This is a genomic window from Scandinavium sp. (assembly GCF_036271055.1).
Classification (GTDB): domain Bacteria; phylum Pseudomonadota; class Gammaproteobacteria; order Enterobacterales; family Enterobacteriaceae; genus Scandinavium.
On record NZ_DATBBJ010000059.1, the window covers coordinates 321565 to 344469 of the forward strand.

21 protein-coding genes are annotated in these 22905 nt (G+C 53.8%); 12 read left to right on the plus strand and 9 right to left on the minus strand.

The features are described 5' to 3' along the window. Nucleotide 1: 1 nt before the first annotated feature. Nucleotides 2–745 (minus strand): type 2 GTP cyclohydrolase I, encoded by a 744-nt coding sequence (locus VH187_RS09530; RefSeq protein ID WP_329701215.1) that lies wholly within the window; start codon nt 743–745, stop codon nt 2–4. Between the two features lie 262 nt (nt 746–1007). On the opposite strand from VH187_RS09530, the gene dtpD reads away from it, so the two are divergent. Further along, on the plus strand, nt 1008–2489 hold the full coding sequence (gene dtpD, locus VH187_RS09535) for a dipeptide permease DtpD (protein ID WP_329701216.1): 1482 nt from the start codon (nt 1008–1010) through the stop codon (nt 2487–2489). Here dtpD and phrB read toward each other — a convergent pair. Both phrB and VH187_RS09545 read right to left on the minus strand, forming a co-directional pair. Then, on the minus strand, nt 2486–3904 hold the full coding sequence (gene phrB, locus VH187_RS09540; RefSeq protein ID WP_329701217.1) for a deoxyribodipyrimidine photo-lyase: 1419 nt from the start codon (nt 3902–3904) through the stop codon (nt 2486–2488). The genes dtpD and phrB overlap by 4 nt on opposite strands. Before the next feature lie 10 nt (nt 3905–3914). After that, the gene (locus tag VH187_RS09545) at nt 3915–4871 is read right to left on the minus strand and encodes a YbgA family protein (protein ID WP_329701218.1); all 957 of its coding nucleotides are present in this window, start codon (nt 4869–4871) and stop codon (nt 3915–3917) included. 151 nt (nt 4872–5022) lie between these two features. Here VH187_RS09545 and yajD point away from each other — a divergent pair, with 151 nt between their 5' ends. Beyond that, nucleotides 5023–5370, plus strand: coding sequence for an HNH nuclease YajD (gene yajD / locus VH187_RS09550; protein ID WP_329701219.1), 348 nt, complete (start codon nt 5023–5025; stop codon nt 5368–5370). 86 nt (nt 5371–5456) lie between these two features. Here yajD and VH187_RS09555 read toward each other — a convergent pair whose 3' ends face one another. Further along, complete coding sequence (locus VH187_RS09555) at nt 5457–5657, minus strand: DUF2517 family protein (RefSeq protein WP_329701220.1); 201 nt, start codon at nt 5655–5657, stop codon at nt 5457–5459. A gap of 299 nt (nt 5658–5956) precedes the next feature. On the opposite strand from VH187_RS09555, the gene kdpF reads away from it, so the two are divergent. The 6 genes from kdpF to kdpE are packed head-to-tail and all read left to right on the plus strand — an operon-like array spanning nt 5957 to nt 13753. Then, nucleotides 5957–6046 (plus strand): K(+)-transporting ATPase subunit F, encoded by a 90-nt coding sequence (gene kdpF / locus VH187_RS09560; RefSeq protein WP_110510103.1) that lies wholly within the window; start codon nt 5957–5959, stop codon nt 6044–6046. After that, entirely contained in the window at nt 6046–7725 is a 1680-nt protein-coding gene (gene kdpA / locus VH187_RS09565; protein WP_329701221.1) for a potassium-transporting ATPase subunit KdpA, read from the plus strand. The genes kdpF and kdpA overlap by 1 nt, the downstream gene beginning before the upstream one ends. Before the next feature lie 20 nt (nt 7726–7745). After that, nucleotides 7746–9794, plus strand: a complete 2049-nt coding sequence (gene kdpB / locus VH187_RS09570) for a potassium-transporting ATPase subunit KdpB (protein ID WP_329701222.1) — start codon at nt 7746–7748, stop codon at nt 9792–9794. Nucleotides 9795–9806: 12 nt separating this feature from the next. After that, nucleotides 9807–10382, plus strand: a complete 576-nt coding sequence (gene kdpC / locus VH187_RS09575; protein ID WP_329701223.1) for a potassium-transporting ATPase subunit KdpC — start codon at nt 9807–9809, stop codon at nt 10380–10382. 9 nt (nt 10383–10391) lie between these two features. After that, nucleotides 10392–13079 carry a two-component system sensor histidine kinase KdpD gene (kdpD, locus tag VH187_RS09580; RefSeq protein ID WP_329701224.1) on the plus strand — a complete coding sequence of 896 codons (2688 nt, stop codon included), beginning with the start codon at nt 10392–10394 and terminating at the stop codon, nt 13077–13079. Then, nucleotides 13076–13753, plus strand: a complete 678-nt coding sequence (gene kdpE, locus VH187_RS09585; protein WP_329701225.1) for a two-component system response regulator KdpE — start codon at nt 13076–13078, stop codon at nt 13751–13753. Before kdpD ends, kdpE begins: the two co-directional genes overlap by 4 nt. Before the next feature lie 47 nt (nt 13754–13800). Here the strand turns inward: kdpE and pgm are convergent, their stop codons facing one another. Further along, a complete protein-coding gene (pgm, locus tag VH187_RS09590) occupies nt 13801–15441 on the minus strand; it encodes a phosphoglucomutase (alpha-D-glucose-1,6-bisphosphate-dependent) (RefSeq protein ID WP_329701226.1) in 1641 nt (546 codons plus the stop codon). 24 nt (nt 15442–15465) lie between these two features. Continuing rightward, nucleotides 15466–16017: a replication initiation negative regulator SeqA gene (seqA, locus tag VH187_RS09595; RefSeq protein WP_329701227.1), complete on the minus strand. Its 552-nt coding sequence runs from the start codon at nt 16015–16017 to the stop codon at nt 15466–15468. A 173-nt stretch (nt 16018–16190) separates the two neighbouring features. Between seqA and ybfF the strand changes: the two genes are divergently transcribed. From ybfF to fur, 4 genes are all read left to right on the plus strand, one after another. After that, entirely contained in the window at nt 16191–16955 is a 765-nt protein-coding gene (gene ybfF / locus VH187_RS09600; protein WP_329701228.1) for an esterase, read from the plus strand. Between the two features lie 132 nt (nt 16956–17087). Next, nucleotides 17088–17381: a LexA regulated protein gene (gene ybfE / locus VH187_RS09605; RefSeq protein WP_329701229.1), complete on the plus strand. Its 294-nt coding sequence runs from the start codon at nt 17088–17090 to the stop codon at nt 17379–17381. Between the two features lie 149 nt (nt 17382–17530). Next, nucleotides 17531–18061 (plus strand): flavodoxin FldA, encoded by a 531-nt coding sequence (gene fldA, locus VH187_RS09610; protein WP_329701230.1) that lies wholly within the window; start codon nt 17531–17533, stop codon nt 18059–18061. Between the two features lie 313 nt (nt 18062–18374). Next, nucleotides 18375–18827, plus strand: coding sequence for a ferric iron uptake transcriptional regulator (gene fur / locus VH187_RS09615; RefSeq protein WP_329701231.1), 453 nt, complete (start codon nt 18375–18377; stop codon nt 18825–18827). Nucleotides 18828–18931: 104 nt separating this feature from the next. On the opposite strand, the gene VH187_RS09620 is transcribed toward fur, so the two are convergent. The 3 genes from VH187_RS09620 to glnS form a co-directional block, all read right to left on the minus strand. Continuing rightward, a complete protein-coding gene (locus VH187_RS09620; protein ID WP_329701232.1) occupies nt 18932–19267 on the minus strand; it encodes a ChiQ/YbfN family lipoprotein in 336 nt (111 codons plus the stop codon). A gap of 49 nt (nt 19268–19316) precedes the next feature. Further along, a complete protein-coding gene (chiP, locus tag VH187_RS09625; RefSeq protein ID WP_329701233.1) occupies nt 19317–20729 on the minus strand; it encodes a chitoporin ChiP in 1413 nt (470 codons plus the stop codon). A gap of 402 nt (nt 20730–21131) precedes the next feature. Further along, a complete protein-coding gene (gene glnS / locus VH187_RS09630) occupies nt 21132–22799 on the minus strand; it encodes a glutamine--tRNA ligase (protein WP_329701234.1) in 1668 nt (555 codons plus the stop codon). Nucleotides 22800–22905: the final 106 nt, after the last annotated feature.

The following is a 22905-nucleotide window of genomic DNA, read 5'->3' on the forward strand; positions in this document are numbered from 1 at the left end:
ATCAGGCCGGATTAGGGATATCAATAAAGGTGACATCCAGTTCGGTGTTTTCGGTCAGCCACTCGCTTAACGCACGAATGCCGCCGCGTTCGGTCGCGTGGTGACCGGCAGCATAAAAATGCAGGCCTTGTTCACGCGCCGAATGAATAGTTTGCTCTGACACTTCGCCGGTAATAAACGCATCGACGCCGAAACGCGCGGCGCTGTCGATAAAGCCCTGGCCGCCGCCGGTACACCATGCGACGCGGGAGACTTTCTCCGGCCCGGTATCGCCGCACCACAGCGGTTTTCGACCCAGGCGTGCTTCAATCCACGAGGCATATTCCAGCCCGGAAACCGGCATCGACAACTCGCCCCACGGCACCAGCGGTTCAATTTCGCCCTTAATGTTAATCCCGAGCAGCGCCGCCAGCTGGGCGTTGTTGCCAAGCTCAGGGTGCGCATCCAGCGGGAGATGCCAGCCGTACAAATTGATGTCATTCGCCAGTAGCGTTTTCAGGCGATTGCGCTTCATACCACGAATAATCGGCGATTCGTTCTTCCAGAAATAGCCGTGATGCACGATGACGGCATCCGCTTCCAGGCGCACCGCTTCATCCAGCAGCGCCTGGCTTGCGGTCACCCCGGTGACGATTTTGCGGATCGTTTCACGCCCTTCAACCTGCAAGCCATTCGGGCCGTAATCGCTGAACGTCCCCGCGTTAAGTTTCTCGTTGATCAGTTGTTCCAGTTCACTGTTTTTCATCGTCACTCCAGACTTTCCTTTCGTTCTGAGGGATACCATAGCCGCCCGGCGGCATTACGTCGATAGCAGCACTGCGACGTTGAAAACATCGCGTTTTGTTTTGCGCAAAAAACGCTTAACTCACCGCAGCACAATCATGTATATTTATGCATTAGGACAGCATAGAAATTGAGCTTTTATACTCAAAGCACATGGATAGCATATAAGAAACGCATAATGCGGAATGATTATCTTCTGCAATTCTGGCAAGACTGAGAGCAACATGAAGACACCATCGTCACAACCCCGCGCTATCTATTACGTGGTGGCACTGCAAATTTGGGAATATTTTAGTTTTTACGGGATGCGCGCGCTGCTGATCCTGTATCTCACCAATCAACTGAAATACAACGACAATCACGCTTATGCGCTGTTCAGCGCCTATTGCTCATTGGTGTATGTCACGCCAATTCTTGGCGGCTGGCTGGCGGATAAAGTCCTTGGCAACCGCATGGCGGTGATGATCGGCGCCTTTTTAATGGCGGTCGGGCATCTGGTGCTCGGTGCCAGCGAAATGTCATCGCTGTTCCTTTACTTATCACTGGCAATTATCGTTTGCGGCTACGGCCTGTTTAAATCGAACGTCAGTTGCCTGCTCGGCGAACTGTATGAACCCACCGATCCGCGTCGCGACGGCGGTTTTTCGCTGCTTTACGCCGCCGGTAACGTCGGGTCGATTATTGCGCCTATCGCCTGTGGCTACGTGCAGGAAGAGTACAGCTGGGCGATGGGCTTCGCGCTCGCCGCCATCGGGATGCTCGCCGGTCTGGTGATTTTCCTCTGCGGCAACCGCCATTTCAGCCATACCGTTGGCGTAAACAAAGCCGTGCTTCACAGCAAGAAACTGGCGGTTCCGGTTTGGGGCTGGCTGCTGGCACTGCTGGTCGTTTCGCCGATGATTATTGCCGTGCTGTTCTGGAAAGAGTGGTCACTGTACGCGCTGATTGTCGCCACGGTGATTGGCCTGGTGATGCTCGGCCAAATCTACAAAAAAGCCGAAAACCAGAAACAGCGCAAAGAGCTTGGGCTTATCGTGGTACTGACGTTCTTCAGCCTGTTGTTCTGGGCCTTTGCGCAACAGGGCGGCAGTTCGATTAGCCTGTATATTGACCGTTTTGTGAACCGCGATATTCTCGGTTACGAAGTGCCGACAGCGATGTTCCAGTCGGTGAATGGCTTTGCGGTGATGCTGTGCGGGATTTTCCTCGCATGGGTGGTGAAAGAGTCCGTAACGGGAAATCGCGCGGTGCGCATCTGGGGTAAATATGCGTTGGGTCTCGGGCTGATGAGCGCAGGCTTCTGCATCCTGACCCTGAGCGCGCGCTGGTCGGCTTCTTACGGTCACTCTTCCATGCCATTGATGGTATTGGGCATGGCGGTGATGGGCTTTGCCGAACTGTTTATCGACCCGGTGGCGATGGCGCAAATCACACGTATCGAAATCCCCGGGGTGACGGGCGTGCTGACGGGCATCTATATGCTGCTGTCCGGGGCGATTGCCAACTACGTTGCAGGCGTTATCGCCGATCAGACGTCGCAGAGTTCGTTTGATGCCGCAGGCGCTATCAACTACTCGATCAACGCCTATATCGATGTGTTTAGCCAGATAACCTGCGGCTCGCTGGCGTGTGTCGCCGTGGTGCTGGTTATCTGGCTCGGTCATGCGATGAAAGTTCGCACTCGTCGTCTGGCGCTAGGAGCCTAAGCCTTTCTGGCGGCTTCATACGCCGCCAGCGTCTCCAGCCGCGCCTGTTTGTGTTCCACAATCGGGCGCGGATATTCCAGTTCTCTCCCCTCTTTTTCTGCCCACAACCACGGTTCGTGAATGGCCTTTTCCGGCACCGCATGCAGTTCCGGTAACCAGTGACGAATAAACGCCCCTGTTTTGTCGAACCGTTCACCCTGCGTCGTTGGATTGAAAATGCGAAAATAAGGTGCCGCATCAGTGCCCGTTGACGCCGCCCACTGCCAGCCGCCGTTATTCGCCGCTAAGTCACCATCGACCAGCTGCGAGATGAAATATTTCTCCCCTTCGCGCCAGTCAATCAGCAAATCCTTCACCAGAAAACTGGCGACAATCATCCGCAAGCGGTTATGCATCCAGCCGGTTTCGTTGAGCTGGCGCATGGCCGCATCGACAATTGGATAGCCTGTTTTCCCCTGCTGCCAGGCCATTAACGCGTTTTGGTCATCATTCCATTTCACTTTATCCGTCCAGCTGATAAACGGCTTATGACGACAAAGTTCAGGATGAAACGTCATCAGGTGACGGTAAAACTCGCGCCAGATAAGTTCATTCAGCCATACCGCACCGGGGCCGCCTTCCAGCGCCTGCGGGCACTCGGTGAGAAGACGATGCAAACACTGGCGCGGAGAAAGCACGCCAAGCGTCAGGCAAGCTGAAAGACGACTGGTGCCTTCAACCGCCGGAAAGTCACGTTTATCTTCGTATTCATGAGCCTGCTGCTGGCAAAAATAGCGCAACCGGGCGATGGCACTCTTTTCATCCGCTGCGAACAACTCTGGGTCGAACGGTTGTTGTGGGTAATTAAGGCTGATCGCCGGGAGCGCAGTTTCAGCAAGGGCAGGCTCACGTAATGCTGGCGCTGACACGCACTCGGGTAACCCTTCTTTCAACCGTTTGAGATAAGCATTTTTAAACGGGGTGAAGACCTTATACATCTGGTGATTGCCAGTCATGACGCTGCCGGGAGCCAGCATGACGCTGTCGTCAAATCCCTGACAGATAACCGTCTCCAGCGTTTTTTCTACCTGAACATCGCGCTTACGCTCATTGATTTCGTACTGGTAGTTATAAAAAAGCCGGTCAACCTGATGCTCCTCGCAAATCTGCCTGATTTCGCCCACCGATGCAGCGAAATCAGCCACTTCGCGGAACAACAGCGGAATGCCTTTTGACGCAAGCTGGCTTTGCAACGCGTTCAAATGTGTTTGTAAAAATGCCGCCTGACGCGGGGCCATTTGATGCTGCTGCCACTGTTGCGGCGTGGCGATAAACAAGGCAATCACTTTAGCCTGACGGTCACGACAGGCAGCGGCCAGCGCCAGATTATCGTGCAGGCGTAAATCGGTGCGAAACCAGACCAGATGGGTGGTCATAACTCTCCGGTTAATGTCCGTAACGTAAACGTAAGGCTTCCGGCCACGGGTCAAAATAACGCTGCCCGGCCAGATAAGCATCAGGAAATTCAGCCATATAGTGTTTTAACAGCGTGACGGGTGCAAGCAGCGGCTGCGTGCCTTGTCGATATCGGTCAATCAGATCCGCCAACTCCTGGCGCTGACGGCTATTGAGCTGTTTGCGGAAATAGCCCTGCACATGCATCAGCACGTTGGTGTGATTGCGACGCGTCGCGGGATGCGCCATTAACGTCATCAGGCGCAGGCGATACTCAATGAAATAATCCTCTAACGAGGCCCATTCCCCCATCGCTGCGACAAACCGCCCTAATTCGCGGTACAGCGGCTGTGAATGCGCCAGCAACAAGAGTTTATATCGGCTGTGGAACGCCATCAGTTCACCGCGATTCAGACCCCGCTCACGAATAGAGTGCAGTTCATGCAAGGCATAGATACGTTCCACAAAGTTCTCGCGCAGCACCGGATCCTGCAATCGCCCGTTTTCTTCCACAGGTAGCCAGGGATACGTCTCCATTAACAACTTCGTGAAAATACCTTGCCCATTTTTTTGGCTGTAGTCGCTGGCGGCTTCATAGACTCTGACCCGCTCCATCCCGCAACTCGGGGAATTTGCACAGACGATGTAGCCGCACAAGTTTTCAAAACGTGAAATGCGCTTATGGGTGAATCTGCGCATGGCATCGGTTAAATCACCGTCTCGTTTATCGCTAAAACGCAGTTGTACGCTGCCCTGCTCATCTTTCACCAGCCGCAGCGCAGGCCGCGGCACAGGCAACCCAATCGCCACTTCCGGACAAACAGGTTCAAATTCAACCCACTGGCCCAGGTCTTCCACTGCAAAGGTCAGACGTTTATGGCCGCCATCGAAACGCACCGTTTCGCCTAATAAGCAGGCGCTAATGCCAACCGGGATTTTCTCACTCATAACCACTCCTTTCAGGCATCTATAAGAAGTGTAGACGCGTGGGCCGCGTGACTCACATCTGAAGACCTATCAAATTTATCCTTATTATCCATAGTGCGATATATTGGTAGGATTATCGTAAAACACTCTTTTTATCACAGGTAATTCGGCAATGGCTCTGATCCCTAAAAACTACACGCGGCTGGAAAGCGGCTACCGTGAGAAAGCACTCAAAATTTATCCGTGGGTATGCGGGCGCTGCTCGCGGGAATTTGTGTATTCAAACCTGCGTGAATTGACGGTTCACCATATCGATCATGATCATACCAATAACCCGGCGGATGGTAGCAACTGGGAGTTGTTGTGCCTCTATTGCCATGATCACGAACATTCGAAGTACACCGAAGCTGACCAGTACGGCTCAACCGTTGTGGCAGGTGAGGATGCGCAAAATGACATTGATGCGGCAACCTATAATCCGTTTGCCGATTTAAAGTCGATGCTGAATAAGAAGAAATGATCTCTGGCCCGTAAAGGGTCAGACATAAAAAAACCGCCACGTTTTTACGTTGGCGGTTTTTTTATGTCTGCTAAAGCGGTTCAGGCTTAGTAGTAATCACAGGTCGCTTTTTCGGCCTGATCCATCCACACCGGTTTGTCGCTGGTTTTTGACCAGACACGGTGCAGGTAGCTGTAAAAACGCCCGCGATCTTTCCAGAACAGCATCACCGGCAAGGCCACAACACCCGCCACGACGGCGAAAGCTCGACGCATCAATACAACATGTGCAGGAAACTCTTTGTACATAATCTCTCTCCCCTTTCATGGCCGGCAACACACGCCGGTAAACGTTATCTGGCTAAAATAATACCTTCTTGTGTGTAACTTTACTACTCATCCGACCACTTTTTTAGCCCATTTTAGGCTTCTTTACACAGCGCCCCGTAATTAAGTTACGCAAAAGTTAAATTAATACTAACCATTAGTTAATTAATGGCTTTTGCCATTTTTATACTTTTTTTACACCCCGCCCCGCCTTTTTTGCGAATTCTTTGCACCGAAAATCCTACCTTTAGCGCAGATCATTCAACACCTGGAGGTGGACTGTGAGTGCAGGCGTATTAACCGGTATCGTGCTGGTTTTCCTGTTATTGGGCTATCTGGTTTATGCCCTGATCAATGCGGAGGCCTTCTGATGGCGGCCCATGGATTTTTACTGATCGCCAGTTTTTTGCTGGTGCTGTTCATTCTGGCGCGCCCGTTGGGGTCACTGCTGGCACGTCTTATCGCCAATACCCCGCTGCCCGGCACCGTGACGTTTGAGAAAGGACTGTGGCGGGTGATGGGACTCTCTTCGCAGGAGATGAACTGGCGGCAGTATCTGCTGGCTATCCTGTCGCTCAACGTACTCGGCGTACTGCTGCTGTTCGCAATGCTGATGTTGCAAGGCTTTCTGCCGCTCAATCCGCAGCATTTCCCTGGCCTTTCGTGGGATCTGGCGATGAACACCGCCGTCAGTTTTGTCAGCAATACCAACTGGCAGGCTTACGCCGGGGAAAGCACCCTGAGCTATTTCAGCCAGATGGCCGGACTCGCCGTGCAAAACTTCCTGTCAGCAGCAACCGGTATTGCCGTGGTATTCGCATTGATACGTGGATTCTACCGCCACAGCACCGACACGCTCGGCAACGCGTGGATGGACATCGTCCGCGTGACGCTGTGGATCCTGTTGCCGCTGTCGTTGCTGATTGCGCTGTTCATGATTCAGCAAGGCACGCTGCAAAACTTCCTGCCGTACCAGCATTTCACCTCTCTCGAAGGTGCAAAAGGGTTGTTGCCGATGGGGCCTGTGGCTTCGCAAGAGGCGATCAAAATGCTTGGCACTAACGGCGGCGGTTTCTTTAACGCGAACTCCAGTCATCCGTTTGAAAACCCAACCGCACTGACCAACGCGGTGCAGATGCTGGCGATTTTCCTGATCCCCGCTGCACTCTGTTTCGCCTTTGGTGAAGCGGTGAACGATCGCCGTCAGGGGCGCGCCATTCTGTGGGCGATGTCAGTCATCTTCGTGATTTGCGTCGTGGTGGTGATGTGGGCGGAACTCAGCGGCAATCCGCATTTCGTGAGTCTCGGCGCAGACAGCGCCATCAACATGGAAGGGAAAGAGAGTCGTTTCGGCATTCTGCAAAGCAGTCTGTTTGCAGTAATCACCACCGCCGCTTCGTGCGGAGCAGTCAATGCAATGCACGATTCCTTTACCGCGCTCGGCGGCATGGTGCCGATGTGGCTGATGCAAATTGGTGAAGTGGTGTTCGGCGGCGTGGGCTCCGGCCTGTACGGAATGCTGCTGTTCGTGCTGCTGGCGGTATTTATCGCCGGACTGATGATTGGCCGCACACCGGAATACCTCGGCAAGAAAATCGACGTGCGTGAAATGAAAATGACCGCGCTGGCGATTCTGGTTACGCCCGCACTGGTTCTACTGGGAACGGCGCTGGCGATGATGACCGAAGCTGGTCGTGCCGGGATGTTCAATCCGGGCATTCATGGCTTTAGCGAGGTGCTGTACGCCGTTTCTTCTGCCGCCAATAACAACGGCAGCGCCTTTGCGGGCCTGAGCGCCAACTCCCCGTTCTGGAACTGTCTGCTGGCGTTCTGCATGTTCGTCGGTCGCTTCGGGGTGATCATCCCGGTGATGGCGATTGCCGGCTCGCTGGTGAGCAAGAAAATCCAACCCGCCAGTTCAGGCTCGCTGCCAACCTGTGGCCCGCTGTTTGTTGGCTTGCTGATTGGCACTGTGATTTTAGTCGGCGCATTGACGTTCATTCCCGCCCTGGCGTTAGGCCCGGTGGCTGAACATCTCTCTTCGTTATAAGACAGCTGGAGACACGTTGTATGAGTCGTAAGCAAACGGCAATTTTTGAACCGGCCCTGGTTCGCCAGGCGCTGCTGGATGCCGTAAAAAAACTGAGTCCAGCCGTTCAATGGCATAACCCGGTGATGTTCATCGTCTGGCTGGGCAGCGTACTGACTACCCTGCTCGCGATGGCAATGGCAACCGGAAAAATGCCCGGCAGCACCAGTTTCACCGCTGCCATTAGCGTCTGGCTGTGGTTTACCGTCCTATTCGCCAACTTTGCCGAAGCGCTGGCGGAAGGCCGCAGTAAGGCCCAGGCCAACAGCCTGAAAGGCGTACAGAAAACCTCTTTCGCCCGCAAACTGCGCGCGCCACAGCACGACGCGCAAATGGATCACGTTCCAGCAGATGACCTACGCAAAGGCGATATCGTGCTGGTGGAAGCCGGAGATATCATTCCGTGCGACGGCGAAGTGATTGAAGGCGGTGCTTCGGTGGACGAAAGTGCGATAACCGGGGAATCCGCCCCCGTTATTCGCGAGTCCGGCGGTGATTTCGCCTCAGTAACCGGCGGCACGCGCATTCTCTCTGACTGGCTGGTGATCCGCTGTAGCGTTAACCCCGGCGAAACCTTCCTCGACCGGATGATCGCCATGGTGGAAGGCGCACAGCGTCGCAAAACGCCAAACGAAATCGCCCTGACCATTCTACTGGTCGCGTTGACCATCGTGTTCCTTCTGGCAACCGCCACACTGTGGCCGTTCTCCGCGTATGGCGGCACGGCGGTCAGCGTGACAGTACTGGTTGCGCTGCTGGTCTGTCTGATCCCAACGACGATTGGTGGCCTGCTTTCTGCCATCGGCGTCGCCGGAATGAGTCGCATGCTCGGCGCAAACGTCATCGCCACCAGCGGACGCGCAGTGGAAGCGGCGGGTGATGTCGATGTGCTGCTGCTGGATAAAACCGGCACCATCACGCTCGGTAATCGTCAGGCGTCTGAGTTTCTGCCCGCACCGGGCGTGGATGAAAAAACGTTGGCCGATGCCGCGCAATTGGCCTCGCTGGCAGATGAAACACCGGAAGGCCGTAGCATCGTGATTCTGGCTAAGCAGCGCTTTAATATTCGCGTTCGTGATGTGCAGGAATTACAGGCCACGTTTGTGCCGTTTACCGCGCAAACCCGCATGAGTGGGATCAACGTCCATGACCGCCTGATCCGTAAAGGCTCCGTCGATGCCATTCGTCGCCATGTAGAAGCCAACAACGGTCACTTCCCGCCGCAGGTCGATACGCTGGTAGAAGGCGTTGCCCGTCAGGGCGGTACGCCGCTGGTGGTGGTTGAAGGTGCAAAAGTGCTGGGCGTGATCGCCCTGAAAGACATCGTCAAAGGCGGCATCAAAGAACGTTTCGCCCAATTGCGCAAAATGGGCATCAAAACGGTGATGATCACGGGTGATAACCGCCTGACCGCCGCCGCCATTGCCGCCGAAGCAGGTGTGGATGATTTTCTTGCCGAAGCGACTCCGGAAGCCAAACTGGCGCTGATTCGTCAGTACCAGGCGGAAGGCCGCTTAGTGGCGATGACCGGCGACGGCACCAACGATGCCCCGGCTCTGGCGCAGGCTGATGTGGCGGTGGCGATGAACTCCGGTACACAAGCGGCGAAAGAAGCGGGCAATATGGTCGATCTGGATTCCAACCCGACCAAGTTGATTGAGGTGGTCCACATCGGCAAACAAATGTTGATGACCCGTGGCTCGCTGACCACGTTCAGCATCGCCAATGATGTGGCGAAGTATTTCGCCATCATTCCCGCCGCGTTTGCTGCAACGTATCCGCAGTTAAACGCGCTGAACGTGATGCATCTGCACTCGCCCGCCTCGGCCATTCTAAGCGCGGTTATCTTCAACGCGCTGATCATTGTGTTCCTTATCCCCTTGGCGCTGAAAGGCGTGAGTTATAAACCGCTGTCGGCGGCGGCAATGCTGCGCCGCAACCTGTGGATTTATGGCCTCGGCGGCCTGCTGGTGCCGTTTGTCGGCATCAAAGCGATCGATCTGTTACTGACCCTGTTCGGTCTGGTGTAAGAGGAAATGAAAATGGCGACATTACGCCCTGCTCTGATTGTGCTGATTTTTTTAACCCTGATAACCGGCGGCGTTTACCCGCTGGTGACAACGGCCCTCGGACAATGGTGGTTTAACGATCAGGCTAACGGCTCATTAATTAAAGAAGGGGAACAGCTACGCGGCTCACGCCTGATTGGTCAGCAATTTTCCTCTGCGGGATATTTTCACGGACGCCCTTCCGCCACGGCCAATAGCCCCTATAATCCAGAGGCATCGGGCGGCAGCAACCTGGCAGCCAGTAATCCAGAGCTGGATAAAGAAGTGGCAGCACGGGTGGCGCAACTGCGTCAGGACAATCCGCAGGCTACCGCGAAAGTTCCCGTGGAACTGGTCACCACGTCCGCGAGCGGCCTCGATTACAGCCTGACACCACAGTCGGTGGCGTGGCAGATCCCACGCGTGGCGCAAGCCAGAAATCTGTCGGTAGAGACGCTGACTAAACTGGTGACAGAAAAGACACAAAAGCCGCTGGCCAGTTTTATCGGACAGCCGGTAGTGAACATTGTTGAGCTGAACATGGCGCTGGATGCCCTGAAAAAAGAGTAAGGAATAAGCATGACTGACGAGCCCTTTCGTCCCGACCCCGATCGCCTGCTGGAGCAGTCATCCGGCTGGCATCGCGGCAAACTGAAAGTCTTTTTTGGCGCGTGTGCAGGCGTAGGGAAAACCTACGCCATGCTCAGCGAGGCGCAGCGTTTACGGACGCAAGGGCTTGATATTCTGGTCGGCGTGGTGGAAACCCACGGCCGCCAGGAGACTGCCGCTCAGCTTAAGGGGCTGGCGACACAACCCCGCAAACGCATTCACTATCGCAACCGTCAGGTGGAAGAGTTCGATCTCGACGCCGCTCTCGCCCGTCGCCCGGCACTGATCTTAATGGACGAACTGGCGCATACCAACGCGCCCGGTTCTCGTCACCCCAAACGCTGGCAGGATGTTGAAGAACTGCTGGAAGCGGGGATCGACGTGTTTACCACCGTCAACGTTCAGCATCTGGAAAGCCTGAACGACGTCGTGAGCGGCGTTACGGGCATCAAAGTGCGCGAAACTGTCCCCGATCCTTTTTTTGATTCTGCCGATGAAGTGGTGCTGGTCGATTTACCCCCGGACGATCTGCGCCAGCGCCTGCATGAAGGCAAAGTGTATATCGCCGGGCAGGCCGAACGCGCCATCGAGCATTTCTTCCGTAAAGGCAATTTAATCGCCCTGCGTGAACTGGCTTTGCGCCGCACCGCTGACCGGGTCGATGACCAAATGCGTGCCTGGCGAGATCGACAAGGCGAAGAGAAAGTCTGGCACACGCGCGATGCCATTTTGTTGTGCGTCGGCCACAACGGCGGCAACGAAAAGCTGGTGCGCGCCGCCGCACGTCTGGCGGCCAAATTTGGCACAGCGTGGCACGCGGTGTATGTCGAAACGCCAGATTTGCATCGTTTGCCGGAAACTCAACGGCGCAATATTCTCAGCGCGCTGCGACTCGCTCAGGAGTTGGGGGCCGAAACCGCTACGCTTTCTGACCCTGCGGAAGATAAAGCCATTTTGCGTTACGCGCGTGAACATAATCTCGGCAAGATCATTATCGGTCGCCGCAGCCAGCGCCGCTGGTGGAACCGCGAATCGTTCGCCGACAGATTAGCTCGCCGTGCGCCGGATCTCGATTTACTGATTGTGGCCCTGGAGGACAACGTTTCCAGCACTCCTGCACGAAGCGCCGACAGCCGCCCGTGGCTTGATAAATGGCGCGTACAGTTGCGTGGCTGCATCGTCGCCGTGGCGCTGTGCGCGTTTATCACCCTGTTCGCCAGCCATTTCCTGATGGCCTTTGATGCCGCCAACCTGGTGATGCTCTACCTGTTAGGCGTGGTGATTGTGGCTTTGTTTTACGGGCGCTGGCCGTCGGTGTTAGCAACGCTCATCAACGTTATCAGCTTTGATCTGTTCTTTATCGCGCCGCGCGGCACGCTTGCGGTGTCCGATGTGCAATACGTTTTAACCTTTGCCGTGATGCTGACCGTCGGGCTGGTGATCGGCAATCTGACGGCTGGCGTGCGCTATCAGGCGCGCGTGGCGCGTTATCGCGAACAGCGCACTCGTCATCTGTATGAGATGTCGAAAGCACTGGCAACCGGGCGCACGCAGCGGGATATCGCCCTTACCAGCGAGCAGTTTATTCATTCGACTTTCCATGCACGCAGTCAGCTATTACTGCCCAATGCTGAAGGGCAACTCAGCGCGTTGACGGATAGCAGCGACATCACGCCATGGGACGATGCGATTGTCCGTTGGAGCTATGACAAAAGCCAGCCTGCGGGCGCGGGAACAGACACGTTACCCGGCGTGCCGTATCTGATCCTGCCGCTAAAAACCGCAGGCAAAACGCACGGCGTCGTGGTGGTTGAACCAGGCAATTTGCGCCAGTTGATGATCCCCGAACAACAGCGGTTGCTGGAAACCTGCACACTATTGGTCGCCAGCGCTCTTGAACGTCTGGCGCTCACCACCAGCGAAGAACAGTCGCGACTGGCAAGCGAGCGGGAAAGTATTCGTAACTCACTACTGGCGGCCCTTTCTCATGATTTGCGCACCCCGCTGACGGTGCTGTTTGGTCAGGCCGAAATTCTGACGCTGGATCTGGCAAGCGAAGGTTCGAAACATGCCCCGCAGGCCAATGAAATTCGCCAGCATGTGCTGAACACTACCCGCCTGGTTAACAACCTGCTCGATATGGCGCGCATTCAGTCGGGCGGGTTTAACCTCCGTCGTGAATGGTTGACGCTGGAAGAAGTGGTCGGCAGCGCAATCCGCACGCTGGAAATGGGCCTCGGTGGGCGGCACATTCAACTGGCACTCGGCGACCCGCTGACGCTGATCCACGTCGACGGTCCGCTGTTTGAGCGGGTGCTGATTAACCTGCTGGAAAACGCTGTCAAATACGCAGGTGTTTCCGCGACCATTGGCATTTCAGCCGAACGCCTGCCCGATCACCTGCAACTGGAGGTGTGGGATTCCGGCCCCGGTATCCCTGCTGGTCAGGAGCAGGCCATCTTTGCTAAATTCTCCCGAGGCCACAAAGAGTCGGCTATTCCAGGCGTTGGGCTTGGGCTGGCGATTTGTCAGGCGATTGTTGAGGTACACGGCGGCGAACTCAGCGCGCATAACCGCCCTCAGGGTGGCGCAAGTTTTGTTATCACGCTGCCGCTGGACGCGCCACCGGAACTGGATGAACTTCCCGAGGAACTGTGATTAACGTTTTAATCGTTGAAGATGAACAGGCTATTCGCCGTTTTCTGCGCAGCGCGCTGGAAAGCGATGGCCTGCGCGTGTTTGAAGCGGAGACGCTGCAACGTGGGCTGCTGGAAGCAGCCACGCGCAAACCGGATTTGGTTATTCTCGATCTCGGTCTGCCGGACGGCGACGGCATTGAATTCATCCGCGATTTCCGCCAGTGGAGCCAGGTGCCGGTGATTGTGCTATCTGCCCGGGTAGAAGAGACGGACAAAATCACTGCGCTCGATGCAGGTGCCGATGACTATCTCAGCAAGCCGTTTGGTATTGGTGAATTGCAAGCGCGACTGCGCGTCGCCCTGCGTCGGCACGGCAGCACAGATCAAAACCAGCCGTTGTTTACCTTCGGTGATATTCAGGTCGATATCGCAAGCCACCGTATTCAGCGTGGCAACGAAGAGATCCACCTGACGCCGATTGAGTTTCGCCTGCTCGCCGTATTACTCAATAATCACGGCAAAGTGCTGACCCAGCGTCAGTTATTGAATCAAGTTTGGGGGCCGAACGCCGTCGAACACAGCCACTATCTGCGCATTTATATGGGCCATTTACGCCAGAAGCTGGAAACCGATCCGGCGCGCCCACAGCATTTGCTGACCGAAACGGGGATTGGGTATCGGTTTATGCTTTAAACGAAGAAGGCGCCTGTCGGCGCCTTCTTTATATAACATCGCGAACTTTACGCGTTTTTCAGCACTTCGCTGACAATCTCTACCGCTTCTTTCTCAATCAGCTTACGGTGTTCCGCGCCGAGGAAGCTTTCACAATAGATTTTGTACGCATCTTCTGTGCCGGAAGGACGCGCCGCAAACCAGCCATTTTTGGTCATCACTTTCAGACCGCCGATGGACGCGCCGTTACCTGGCGCTGCCGTCAGACGCGCGGTAATTGGGTCACCCGCCAGCGTGTCAGCGCTCACCATTTCTGGAGAGAGCTTAGACAACGCGGCTTTCTGTGCGGAAGTGGCCGATGCTTGCAGGCGGTTGTAGCTCGGTGCGCCGAAGCGCGCGGCCAGTTCGTCATAATGCTGCTGCGGGTTCTTGCCCGTAACAGCCGTAATTTCAGCCGCCAGCAGACACATGATGATCCCGTCTTTATCGGTGGACCACGGCGTGCCGTCGAAACGCAGGAATGAAGCACCCGCACTCTCTTCACCGCCGAAACCAAAGCTGCCGTCAAACAGACCATCAACAAACCATTTAAAGCCCACTGGCACTTCCACCAGCTTACGGCCTAAATCCTCAACCACGCGATCAATCATCGCGGAAGACACCAGGGTTTTACCCACGGCAACATCTTTGCCCCACTGCGGGCGATGCTGGAACAGGTAGTTGATTGCCACAGCCAGATAATGGTTCGGGTTCATCAGCCCGGCAGGGGTGACGATACCGTGACGATCATAATCCGGGTCATTGGCGAACGCCAGATCAAATTTGTCACGCAGTGCCAGCAGGCCCGCCATCGCACACTCTGAGGAGCAGTCCATACGGATCGCGCCGTCTTTGTCGAGGTGCATAAAGCGGAACGTCTGATCGACATGATCGTTCACGATGGTCAGATCGAGTTTGTAGAATTCTGCGATACGCTTCCAGTATTCGATCCCGGAGCCGCCCAACGGATCGACACCCAGTTTCAGGCCCGCTTTCTGAATAGCTTTGATATCGACGATATCCGCCAGCCCTTCAATGAACGGCTGAACCAGATCCTGTTCTTTAATATGACCGGACGCATAAGCCGCATCCAGTGACAGACGTTTCACACCTTTCAGGCCATCGGCCAACAGTGCGTTAGCACGATCTTCAACCACTTTGGTGACATTGGTATCAGCCGGGCCGCCGTTTGGCGGATTGTATTTGATACCGCCATCGTCCGGCGGGTTGTGCGAAGGCGTGATGACGATACCATCAGCCTGCGCGCCACCTTTTTTGTTGTGAACGAGGATGGCGTTAGAGATAGCAGGCGTTGGCGTGTAGCCATTATCTTGCTGCACAATCACATCCACACCGTTGGCGGCCAGCACTTCCAGCACGGAAATGATCGCCGGTTCAGACAGTGCGTGGGTATCCTTACCGACGTAGCACGGTCCGGTGACGCCATTTTTTGCACGTTCTTCCGCAATCGCCTGCGCTATCGCCAGGATGTGCGGTTCATTGAAGCTATGACGAGCGGCGCTGCCACGGTGACCAGACGTCCCGAATTTTACCGCATGTTCTGCGTTACCCACTTCGGGCTTCAGCACGTAGTACTGAGAAGTCAGTTGAGCGACGTTGATCAAATCACTCTGTTGTGCAGGCTGACCTGCACGATTATGAGTTGCCATTGCCTCGTCCTTCTTATGCAAGGGTTAGATAGTGCCGCAAACCTTTTCAATTAATTCCGCGGGGAACTGCATTGATTGCATGATGTGTTCCACCATGCTGCATTTACGACCGGTATTGGTATTGGTGATCACCCAGTACGGGGTCTCTGGCACTTGCTTAGGCTTGGTCTGATTGCCGTTTTTCAGCAGCGTCGCTTCATCAGAGGCAAAGTAGACGCGCGTACGGCCATGCAATGACTCAGTGGCTGCAGCAAATGCTTTGTTGTCTAAGGAGTACAGTGTAGTCAGCACCAGCAGGAAACGATTGACCGCTTTGTTCTGCTCGGCGTATTCGTCAGAAAGCAGCAGCTCACGCACCGCGCGGACGTTGTCTTTCGGCGAGGCAACCTTTTTAACCGCTGCGGCCACAGGTGCTGGCGCAAGGGTCTCTTTGGCTACCGCTACGGCTGCTGCCGTTTGCGATGCGGCGGAGAATTTCAGCATGCGCCGCAAAATGTCGGATGCGCTCTCGCCAATGTGCTTAGTGTGGCTGGCAATAAAGCCGTAGAGTTCGTCATCAACTTCGATCGTTTTCATCTTAATCCAGTGAGATATCTTTTCTGAATACAAGTCGTTGGGATTATAAGGACAAAACCCAACAGCGGATAGCGTGTCGGCAAAAACTCAGACGACTACTGAGTGTTGCAGCCGGGCGGCAGAATGTTCAACATGATACCCTAACCCGACGTAGCGAAAAAAAGAACTTTGCCATGAAATTACATAGCCGAGCGCAAACTGCACAAAACCTGCACACTAATTCTCCCATTGTCCTGGTTCATGGCCTTTTTGGTAGCCTGGATAATCTCGGGATCCTCGCCCGTGATTTGGTCATCGACCACGATATCCTGCAAGTAGACATGCGTAACCACGGACTTTCCCCCCGTGACCCGGAAATGACCTATGCGGCGATGGCCCAGGATCTGCTCGATACGCTCGATGCCAATGGTATTGAACAAGCCACTTTGATTGGCCATTCGATGGGCGGCAAAGCCGTGATGGCCTTTACCGCTCTTGCCCCTGAACGCGTGGGTAAACTGGTGGCGATTGATATCGCGCCCGTGGATTATCACGTTCGTCGGCATGATGAGATTTTTACTGCCATCAACGCCGTGACCGATGCTGGCGTGACTCGTCGTTCTGAGGCCGCTGAGGTGATGCGTCAGCATCTTAAAGAAGAAGGCGTGATTCAGTTTCTGCTGAAATCGTTCGTCGACGGCGAGTGGCGCTTCAACGTGCCGGTACTTTGGGATCAATATTCTCATATTGTTGGCTGGGAAGCTGTTCCCGCCTGGGACCACCCTGCCCTGTTTATTGCAGGCGGCAACTCGCCTTATGTCACCGCTGAGTATCGCGACACCTTGCTGGCGCAGTTTCCTCAGGCACGTGCGCACGTTATCGCCGGAGCCGGACATTGGGTTCATGCAGAAAAACCTGATGCCGTTTTGCGCGCAATTCGTCGCTATCTGGCGGAATGATTAAATTCCGAGCAAGCAAGCGCCATTGTGGCTCCCGGCGTTGGCGTGTGGGTTTTCCCTGATGTATGATTGCGCGCTATCAACGCCGGGCCTGTCGCCCGGCGGCTTGTTTTCCCCGAAGTCACTCTGATCATGGCAAAAGAACAAACGGACCGAACGACATTAGATTTGTTCGCGAATGAGCGTCGCCCGGGAAGGCCGAAAACCAATCCGCTCACGCGCGACGAACAATTACGCGTTAATAAGCGTAATCAGCTCAAACGCGACAAAAGCAAAGGTCTCAAACGCGTTGAGCTAAAGCTCAATAATGATGCCGTTGATGCGCTCAATGAATTGGCGGATGCCAGAAATATGAGCCGCAGCGAGCTTATCGAAGAGATGCTGATGCAACAACTGGCTGCATTACACGGCCAGGAATTTGTCTGAAAATACGACAAAAACTCATTTTGATTTAGCAGTGAGTGCAGTACGGCGCGATTGCTGTTCCCGCACACTTATTCGCCTGCTATTATTGCCTTTATCTGTGGGCAACAATCCACCACCATTTCATTACGTTTCAAGAGGTTATTTTACTCATGGCAATCACAGGTATTTTTTTCGGCAGCGACACCGGCAACACCGAAAATATCGCGAAGATGATCCAGAAGCAGCTTGGCAAAGATGTGGCCGAGGTGCATGACATTGCCAAAAGCAGTAAAGAAGATCTCGAAGGTTTCGATATTTTGCTGCTGGGTATCCCAACCTGGTATTACGGTGAAGCACAGTGTGACTGGGACGACTTCTTCCCGACGCTGGAAGAGGTAGACTTCAACGGTAAACTGGTTGCGCTGTTCGGTTGTGGCGATCAGGAAGATTACGCAGAATATTTCTGTGATGCGCTGGGTACGATCCGCGACATTATCGAGCCACGCGGCGCAACTATCGTCGGTCACTGGCCGACTGCGGGCTACCATTTTGAGGCCTCTAAAGGTCTGGCTGATGACGACCATTTCGTCGGTCTGGCGATCGATGAAGACCGTCAACCTGAGCTGACCGCTGAGCGTGTTAATAAATGGGTGAAACAAATCTCCGAAGAGTTACACCTCGAAGAGATCAAAAACGCCTGATGATTTGGCGGCGCAGCGCTTATGTTGCGCCGTATCAGCGATAGATTGCGTAAAATTAATAGATATAAGCAATTAAATTAATCGCTACAAATTTTTAACTTTTGCGTACATGCCTGTACAATGTCTGCTGTTTTGACGAGGTCGGATGTTTCGCTTTGCAGATGATGCCTCGTTTCTGAAAAGCATACTTTGCTCAGGGATTGCGGTTTTCATTTAGACAGGGCAGTTCTATAATGAGACGCATTATCCTGAATTCATTCTTAGTAATACTTCCAAACGGAAGTGTATCGCCTAGCAACAGGACTGATTCCGCATGACTGACAACAATATCGCATTAAAGAAAGCAGGCCTGAAAGTCACGCTTCCTCGTTTGAAAATTCTGGAAGTGCTTCAGGGGCCTGACAATCATCATGTCAGTGCGGAAGACCTTTATAAACGCCTCATTGATATGGGCGAAGAAATTGGTCTGGCAACGGTGTATCGCGTTCTGAACCAGTTCGACGATGCCGGCATTGTCACCCGCCACAACTTCGAAGGCGGTAAATCTGTTTTCGAACTGACCCAACAGCATCACCACGATCACCTGATATGCCTCGACTGCGGTAAAGTTATCGAGTTCAGTGATGAGTCCATCGAATCGCGTCAGCGCGAAATCGCCACCAAACATGGCATTCGTCTGACCAACCACAGTCTTTATCTTTACGGCCACTGCGCAGAAGGCGATTGCCGCGAAGACGAACATGCGCACGACGCCGCTGGTAAGTAATCAGCTGCTGTAGGGCGCAAAAGTAAAAGCCAACCTCTCGGTTGGCTTTTTTATTGGCATTTTTGGCATAACGTTTGGCAATAACAGTCGCCGCTTAACGAGGGTTACGGCTGGGTGGTATTGTTACTACGAATTTCTTTCCAGATTTTATCGCAACGGGCTTTCACCGCCTGATCGTTCCCGGTACGCGTGGCCTGGATACATTGCTGGTAATCCAGCGTGCGCACGCTCTCCTGATCGGCAAACTGCTGGTGGTTTTTATCCTTCTTAAGCTCATCCAATACCGTCTGGCATGCCTGGATTTTGTCCGGATTGCCTTCGGCAGTGTTAATGCAGGCGCTATAAGCATCTTTCAGCTTAGTGTCTTCCTTTGGTGCCGGTGGTTGCGCGCACGCCACCAGTCCGGATGCCATGATGGCAATGAGAATTAATTTTTTCATACGACAACCTCGTTGTTTCGCGGCAGGCATGACCCTGCCGCGTCGCTTATCAGAAGATGGTGAACGGTGCGATAACGATGAACTTCACGTCACGCTCGTCCTGGAACATGTTGCCGTAACCACCGCCCCAGCTTGGGTTTTCTGAATGGTTGTCGTATTGCGTGAAGTGCAGTTTGAACAACGTGCCTTTCGCACGGCCTTCCTGAACGGTGTACAGCGCATCGAGGCTGTATGAAGATTCTTTGATTTTGTTCGAGGCGTTGTCTTCACGCTGACCTGCGGCGTTGATGTACCAGTCTGCCGGTTTTGCATCCCAACCGTAGACATAAGATGCACCCACTGCCCAGCCCGGCAGATTCCAGTTTTTCAGGTCATACATTGCGCCGAGGAACACCGCTTTTTCGCCGTTGGCGTTGAAGTCTGATCGATTATCCCACCAGATATCCAGACGACCATTGGAAGAGGCGTAGGTTGGCGTCATACGCTGCAGGAAGTAGCCCTGCTGGCCTTCCGCTCTTACCCATGTGCCTTCCAGTCGCAGGTCAACAACATCGGCCACTTTATAGCCGAAGGTCAACGCCTGTAACCACGCGGTACCATCGTAAATATCGTTGATGGTATTTTTATCTACGGTGTCACGCGCGCCATAGAACTGGTAGCTGGTAGAGAGTGGCGTACCGGCCACATCAAATTTGTAGCTGGCTTTGGCGAAATACTGATCCATAAAGCCTTCTGCCTGACCGAATGCCGCTTCCAGCACCAGATCATTTTTAAAGTCATATTTGGCACCGAGAGAGTGCAAATAATCGACTTTGGTTTTCTTGTCGTTCTGATAGAAATTATCGGTTTCAAGATGCCATGGCGCTTTATACTCGTTGGTCCACATGTACGAGAAGCTCAATGCACCAGAATCGCCATAATCAAAGTTTGCCCCGGCTTCGGCGCCCTGGTAAGTACCCGGCATAAAGCTCCAGTGCGGTGCTAACAGAGTTTGCCCGGTTGGCTGAATATAACCCGCACGCGCCCAGGTAGGCCCGAGTTTGAATTTCGCCGCAGCTTTATAAAGGCTAATCCCACTCTTATCGCCTGAGTAGTCTTCGTCGTAGCCTTTATTGATGGAGGAGAACGCAATTTCGTTTGGATGCCCGCTTTCTGCGGATTCCGCCATTTCAATCGCGGTAAACGCAGCGATATCAAGGCCGATAAAATCAGCGGCATAACCAGACTGGAAGTCGAGGTTGGCGTTCCAGGTGGAGTGTGAAAGGTTAGTTTTGTATTTGTCGCCGTCGGTCACGTCTTTACGGTCACGCTCACGCTGCCAGTAATAGATGCCGCCGGTTAAGGTTGAATCGTCTACGAATCCTGCTGCGCTGGCTTGCGGAACTGCAATCCAACCCGACATTGCGGTGACCCCGGCAATAGCCAGCGCCAGCGTACTACGTTTGCCACTGAACGTACGCATGTGTATATCCTCTTTGACTTTTAAAAACGCCGTCGCAATCACGACAAGCGATAAAAAATAAGTACTGCAAATAAAGTAGCGAGGCAGAATAGTCCTAACGCTATGCAGACAGACTATTTTTCGCGACGCGAATTATCAATCCCTTTTGAGCACAAAAACGCAAGAGTATGACAGGGAGCACATATTTGATTGCGTTTTGTTACAAAGATGAGATTTGGCACGGTACTACGGGAGCCGCTAACAGCAGGGGTTATTCAGAAAACAGAGGGAGTACGACGCTTAAGAATGTAACAAGCAGCCGCTTTGTTACAAAGAAGGGAATGATATTATTTCGCATCACGAAAATGACATAAAAAAAGCGCCGCACGAGGCGACGCTTCTCTGATTAATGACGAAGAGGAATTACTCGCCCACTTTCGCCCAGGTATCACGCAGGCCAACGGTGCGGTTAAATACCAGCTTCTCAGCGGTGGTATAACGGCTGTCGAGGCAGAAGTAACCCTCACGCTCGAACTGGTGCGCTTTGCCCGTTTCTGCGGCTTTCAGCGAAGGCTCAGCATAACCCTGCTTGATAACCAGAGAATCCTGGTTAATCACGGAGAGGAAATCCTCTGCCGCACCTGGATTCGCTACGCTGAACAGACGATCGTACAGACGAATCTCAACCGGCAGCGCGTGTTGTGCGCTCACCCAGTGGATCACGCCTTTCACTTTACGACCATCGGCCGGATCTTTGCTCAGCGTGTCTGCATCGTAAGAACAGAAGATGGTGGTGATATTCCCTTCGGCATCTTTCTCAACGCGCTCCGCTTTGATCACGTAAGCGTTACGCAGACGTACTTCTTTGCCCATGACCAGACGCTTGTACTGCTTGTTCGCTTCTTCACGGAAATCAGCACGATCGATCCAGATCTCACCACTGAACGGCACTTCACGGCTACCCATTTCTGGTTTGCTCGGATGGTTCGGCATGGTGACGATTTCGCTTTCACCCTGCGGATAGTTTTCGATAACCAGTTTAACCGGGTCGATAACCGCCATCGCACGTGGGGCGTTTTCGTTCAGATCTTCACGAATACAGGATTCCAGTGAAGCCATCTCGATGGTGTTGTCCTGTTTGGTCACACCAATGCGTTTGCAGAACTCACGGATGGACGCCGAAGTATAACCACGACGACGCAGACCGGAGATGGTCGGCATACGCGGGTCGTCCCAGCCTTCCACATGTTTGTCAGTGACAAGTAGGTTCAGCTTACGCTTGGACATCACGGTGTATTCCAGATTCAGACGAGAGAACTCGTACTGACGCGGATGAACCGGGATGGAAATGTTGTCCAGCACCCAGTCGTAAAGACGACGGTTGTCCTGGAATTCCAGCGTACACAGTGAATGCGTAATGCCTTCCAGCGCATCGCTGATGCAATGCGTGAAGTCATACATCGGATAGATGCACCACTTGTTGCCAGTCTGGTGGTGATCGGCAAATTTAATGCGATACAGCACCGGATCGCGCATTACGATGAACGGTGAAGCCATGTCAATTTTGGCACGCAGACAGGCTTTGCCTTCTTCGAAGCCACCGGCACGCATTTTTTCAAACAGCGCCAGGTTCTCTTCCACGCTGCGATCGCGGTATGGGCTGTTTTTGCCCGGCGCGGTCAGCGAGCCGCGGTATTCGCGGATTTCGTCGATGGAAAGCTCGTCTACATACGCCAGACCTTTGTTGATCAGTTCAATAGCGTACTGATGCAACTTATCGAAGTAATCAGAGGAATAGCAGATGTCACCAGACCAGTGAAAACCTAACCACTCGACGTCATGTTTGATTGACTCAACGTATTCGATGTCTTCTTTCACCGGGTTAGTGTCATCGAAACGGAGGTTGCATTGACCCTGATAATCCTGGGCGATGCCAAAGTTCAGACAGATAGATTTCGCATGACCGATATGCAAATAACCGTTCGGCTCAGGCGGAAAACGGGTATGAACGGTCGTGTGCTTACCACTGGCCAGATCTTCATCGATAATCTGGCGAATAAAGTTAGTCGGGCGGACTTCTGCCTCACTCATCGCGGGTTCCTCAAGGCGTAAACAACATATAGCGGCGTATGATCTTATAAGCCGGGTGCGGAGACAACCCTTACTTACAGAAAAAGAATGGTTAACGAAGAATATG

Bases quoted from the DNA above. Each gene is read 5' to 3' on its own strand.
- chiP (WP_329701233.1), bottom strand. From the start codon at position 20,729: ATGCGTACGTTCAGTGGCAAACGTAGTACGCTGGCGCTGGCTATTGCC.
- dtpD (WP_329701216.1), top strand. From the start codon at position 1,008: ATGAAGACACCATCGTCACAACCCCGCGCTATCTATTACGTGGTGGCA.
- VH187_RS09555 (WP_329701220.1), bottom strand. From the start codon at position 5,657: ATGTACAAAGAGTTTCCTGCACATGTTGTATTGATGCGTCGAGCTTTC.
- fur (WP_329701231.1), top strand. From the start codon at position 18,375: ATGACTGACAACAATATCGCATTAAAGAAAGCAGGCCTGAAAGTCACG.
- kdpA (WP_329701221.1), top strand. From the start codon at position 6,046: ATGGCGGCCCATGGATTTTTACTGATCGCCAGTTTTTTGCTGGTGCTG.
- seqA (WP_329701227.1), bottom strand. From the start codon at position 16,017: ATGAAAACGATCGAAGTTGATGACGAACTCTACGGCTTTATTGCCAGC.
- ybfF (WP_329701228.1), top strand. From the start codon at position 16,191: ATGAAATTACATAGCCGAGCGCAAACTGCACAAAACCTGCACACTAAT.
- phrB (WP_329701217.1), bottom strand. From the start codon at position 3,904: ATGACCACCCATCTGGTCTGGTTTCGCACCGATTTACGCCTGCACGAT.
- kdpB (WP_329701222.1), top strand. From the start codon at position 7,746: ATGAGTCGTAAGCAAACGGCAATTTTTGAACCGGCCCTGGTTCGCCAG.
- VH187_RS09545 (WP_329701218.1), bottom strand. From the start codon at position 4,871: ATGAGTGAGAAAATCCCGGTTGGCATTAGCGCCTGCTTATTAGGCGAA.
- VH187_RS09530 (WP_329701215.1), bottom strand. From the start codon at position 745: ATGAAAAACAGTGAACTGGAACAACTGATCAACGAGAAACTTAACGCG.
- pgm (WP_329701226.1), bottom strand. From the start codon at position 15,441: ATGGCAACTCATAATCGTGCAGGTCAGCCTGCACAACAGAGTGATTTG.
- kdpC (WP_329701223.1), top strand. From the start codon at position 9,807: ATGGCGACATTACGCCCTGCTCTGATTGTGCTGATTTTTTTAACCCTG.
- VH187_RS09620 (WP_329701232.1), bottom strand. From the start codon at position 19,267: ATGAAAAAATTAATTCTCATTGCCATCATGGCATCCGGACTGGTGGCG.
- ybfE (WP_329701229.1), top strand. From the start codon at position 17,088: ATGGCAAAAGAACAAACGGACCGAACGACATTAGATTTGTTCGCGAAT.
- yajD (WP_329701219.1), top strand. From the start codon at position 5,023: ATGGCTCTGATCCCTAAAAACTACACGCGGCTGGAAAGCGGCTACCGT.
- fldA (WP_329701230.1), top strand. From the start codon at position 17,531: ATGGCAATCACAGGTATTTTTTTCGGCAGCGACACCGGCAACACCGAA.
- kdpD (WP_329701224.1), top strand. From the start codon at position 10,392: ATGACTGACGAGCCCTTTCGTCCCGACCCCGATCGCCTGCTGGAGCAG.
- glnS (WP_329701234.1), bottom strand. From the start codon at position 22,799: ATGAGTGAGGCAGAAGTCCGCCCGACTAACTTTATTCGCCAGATTATC.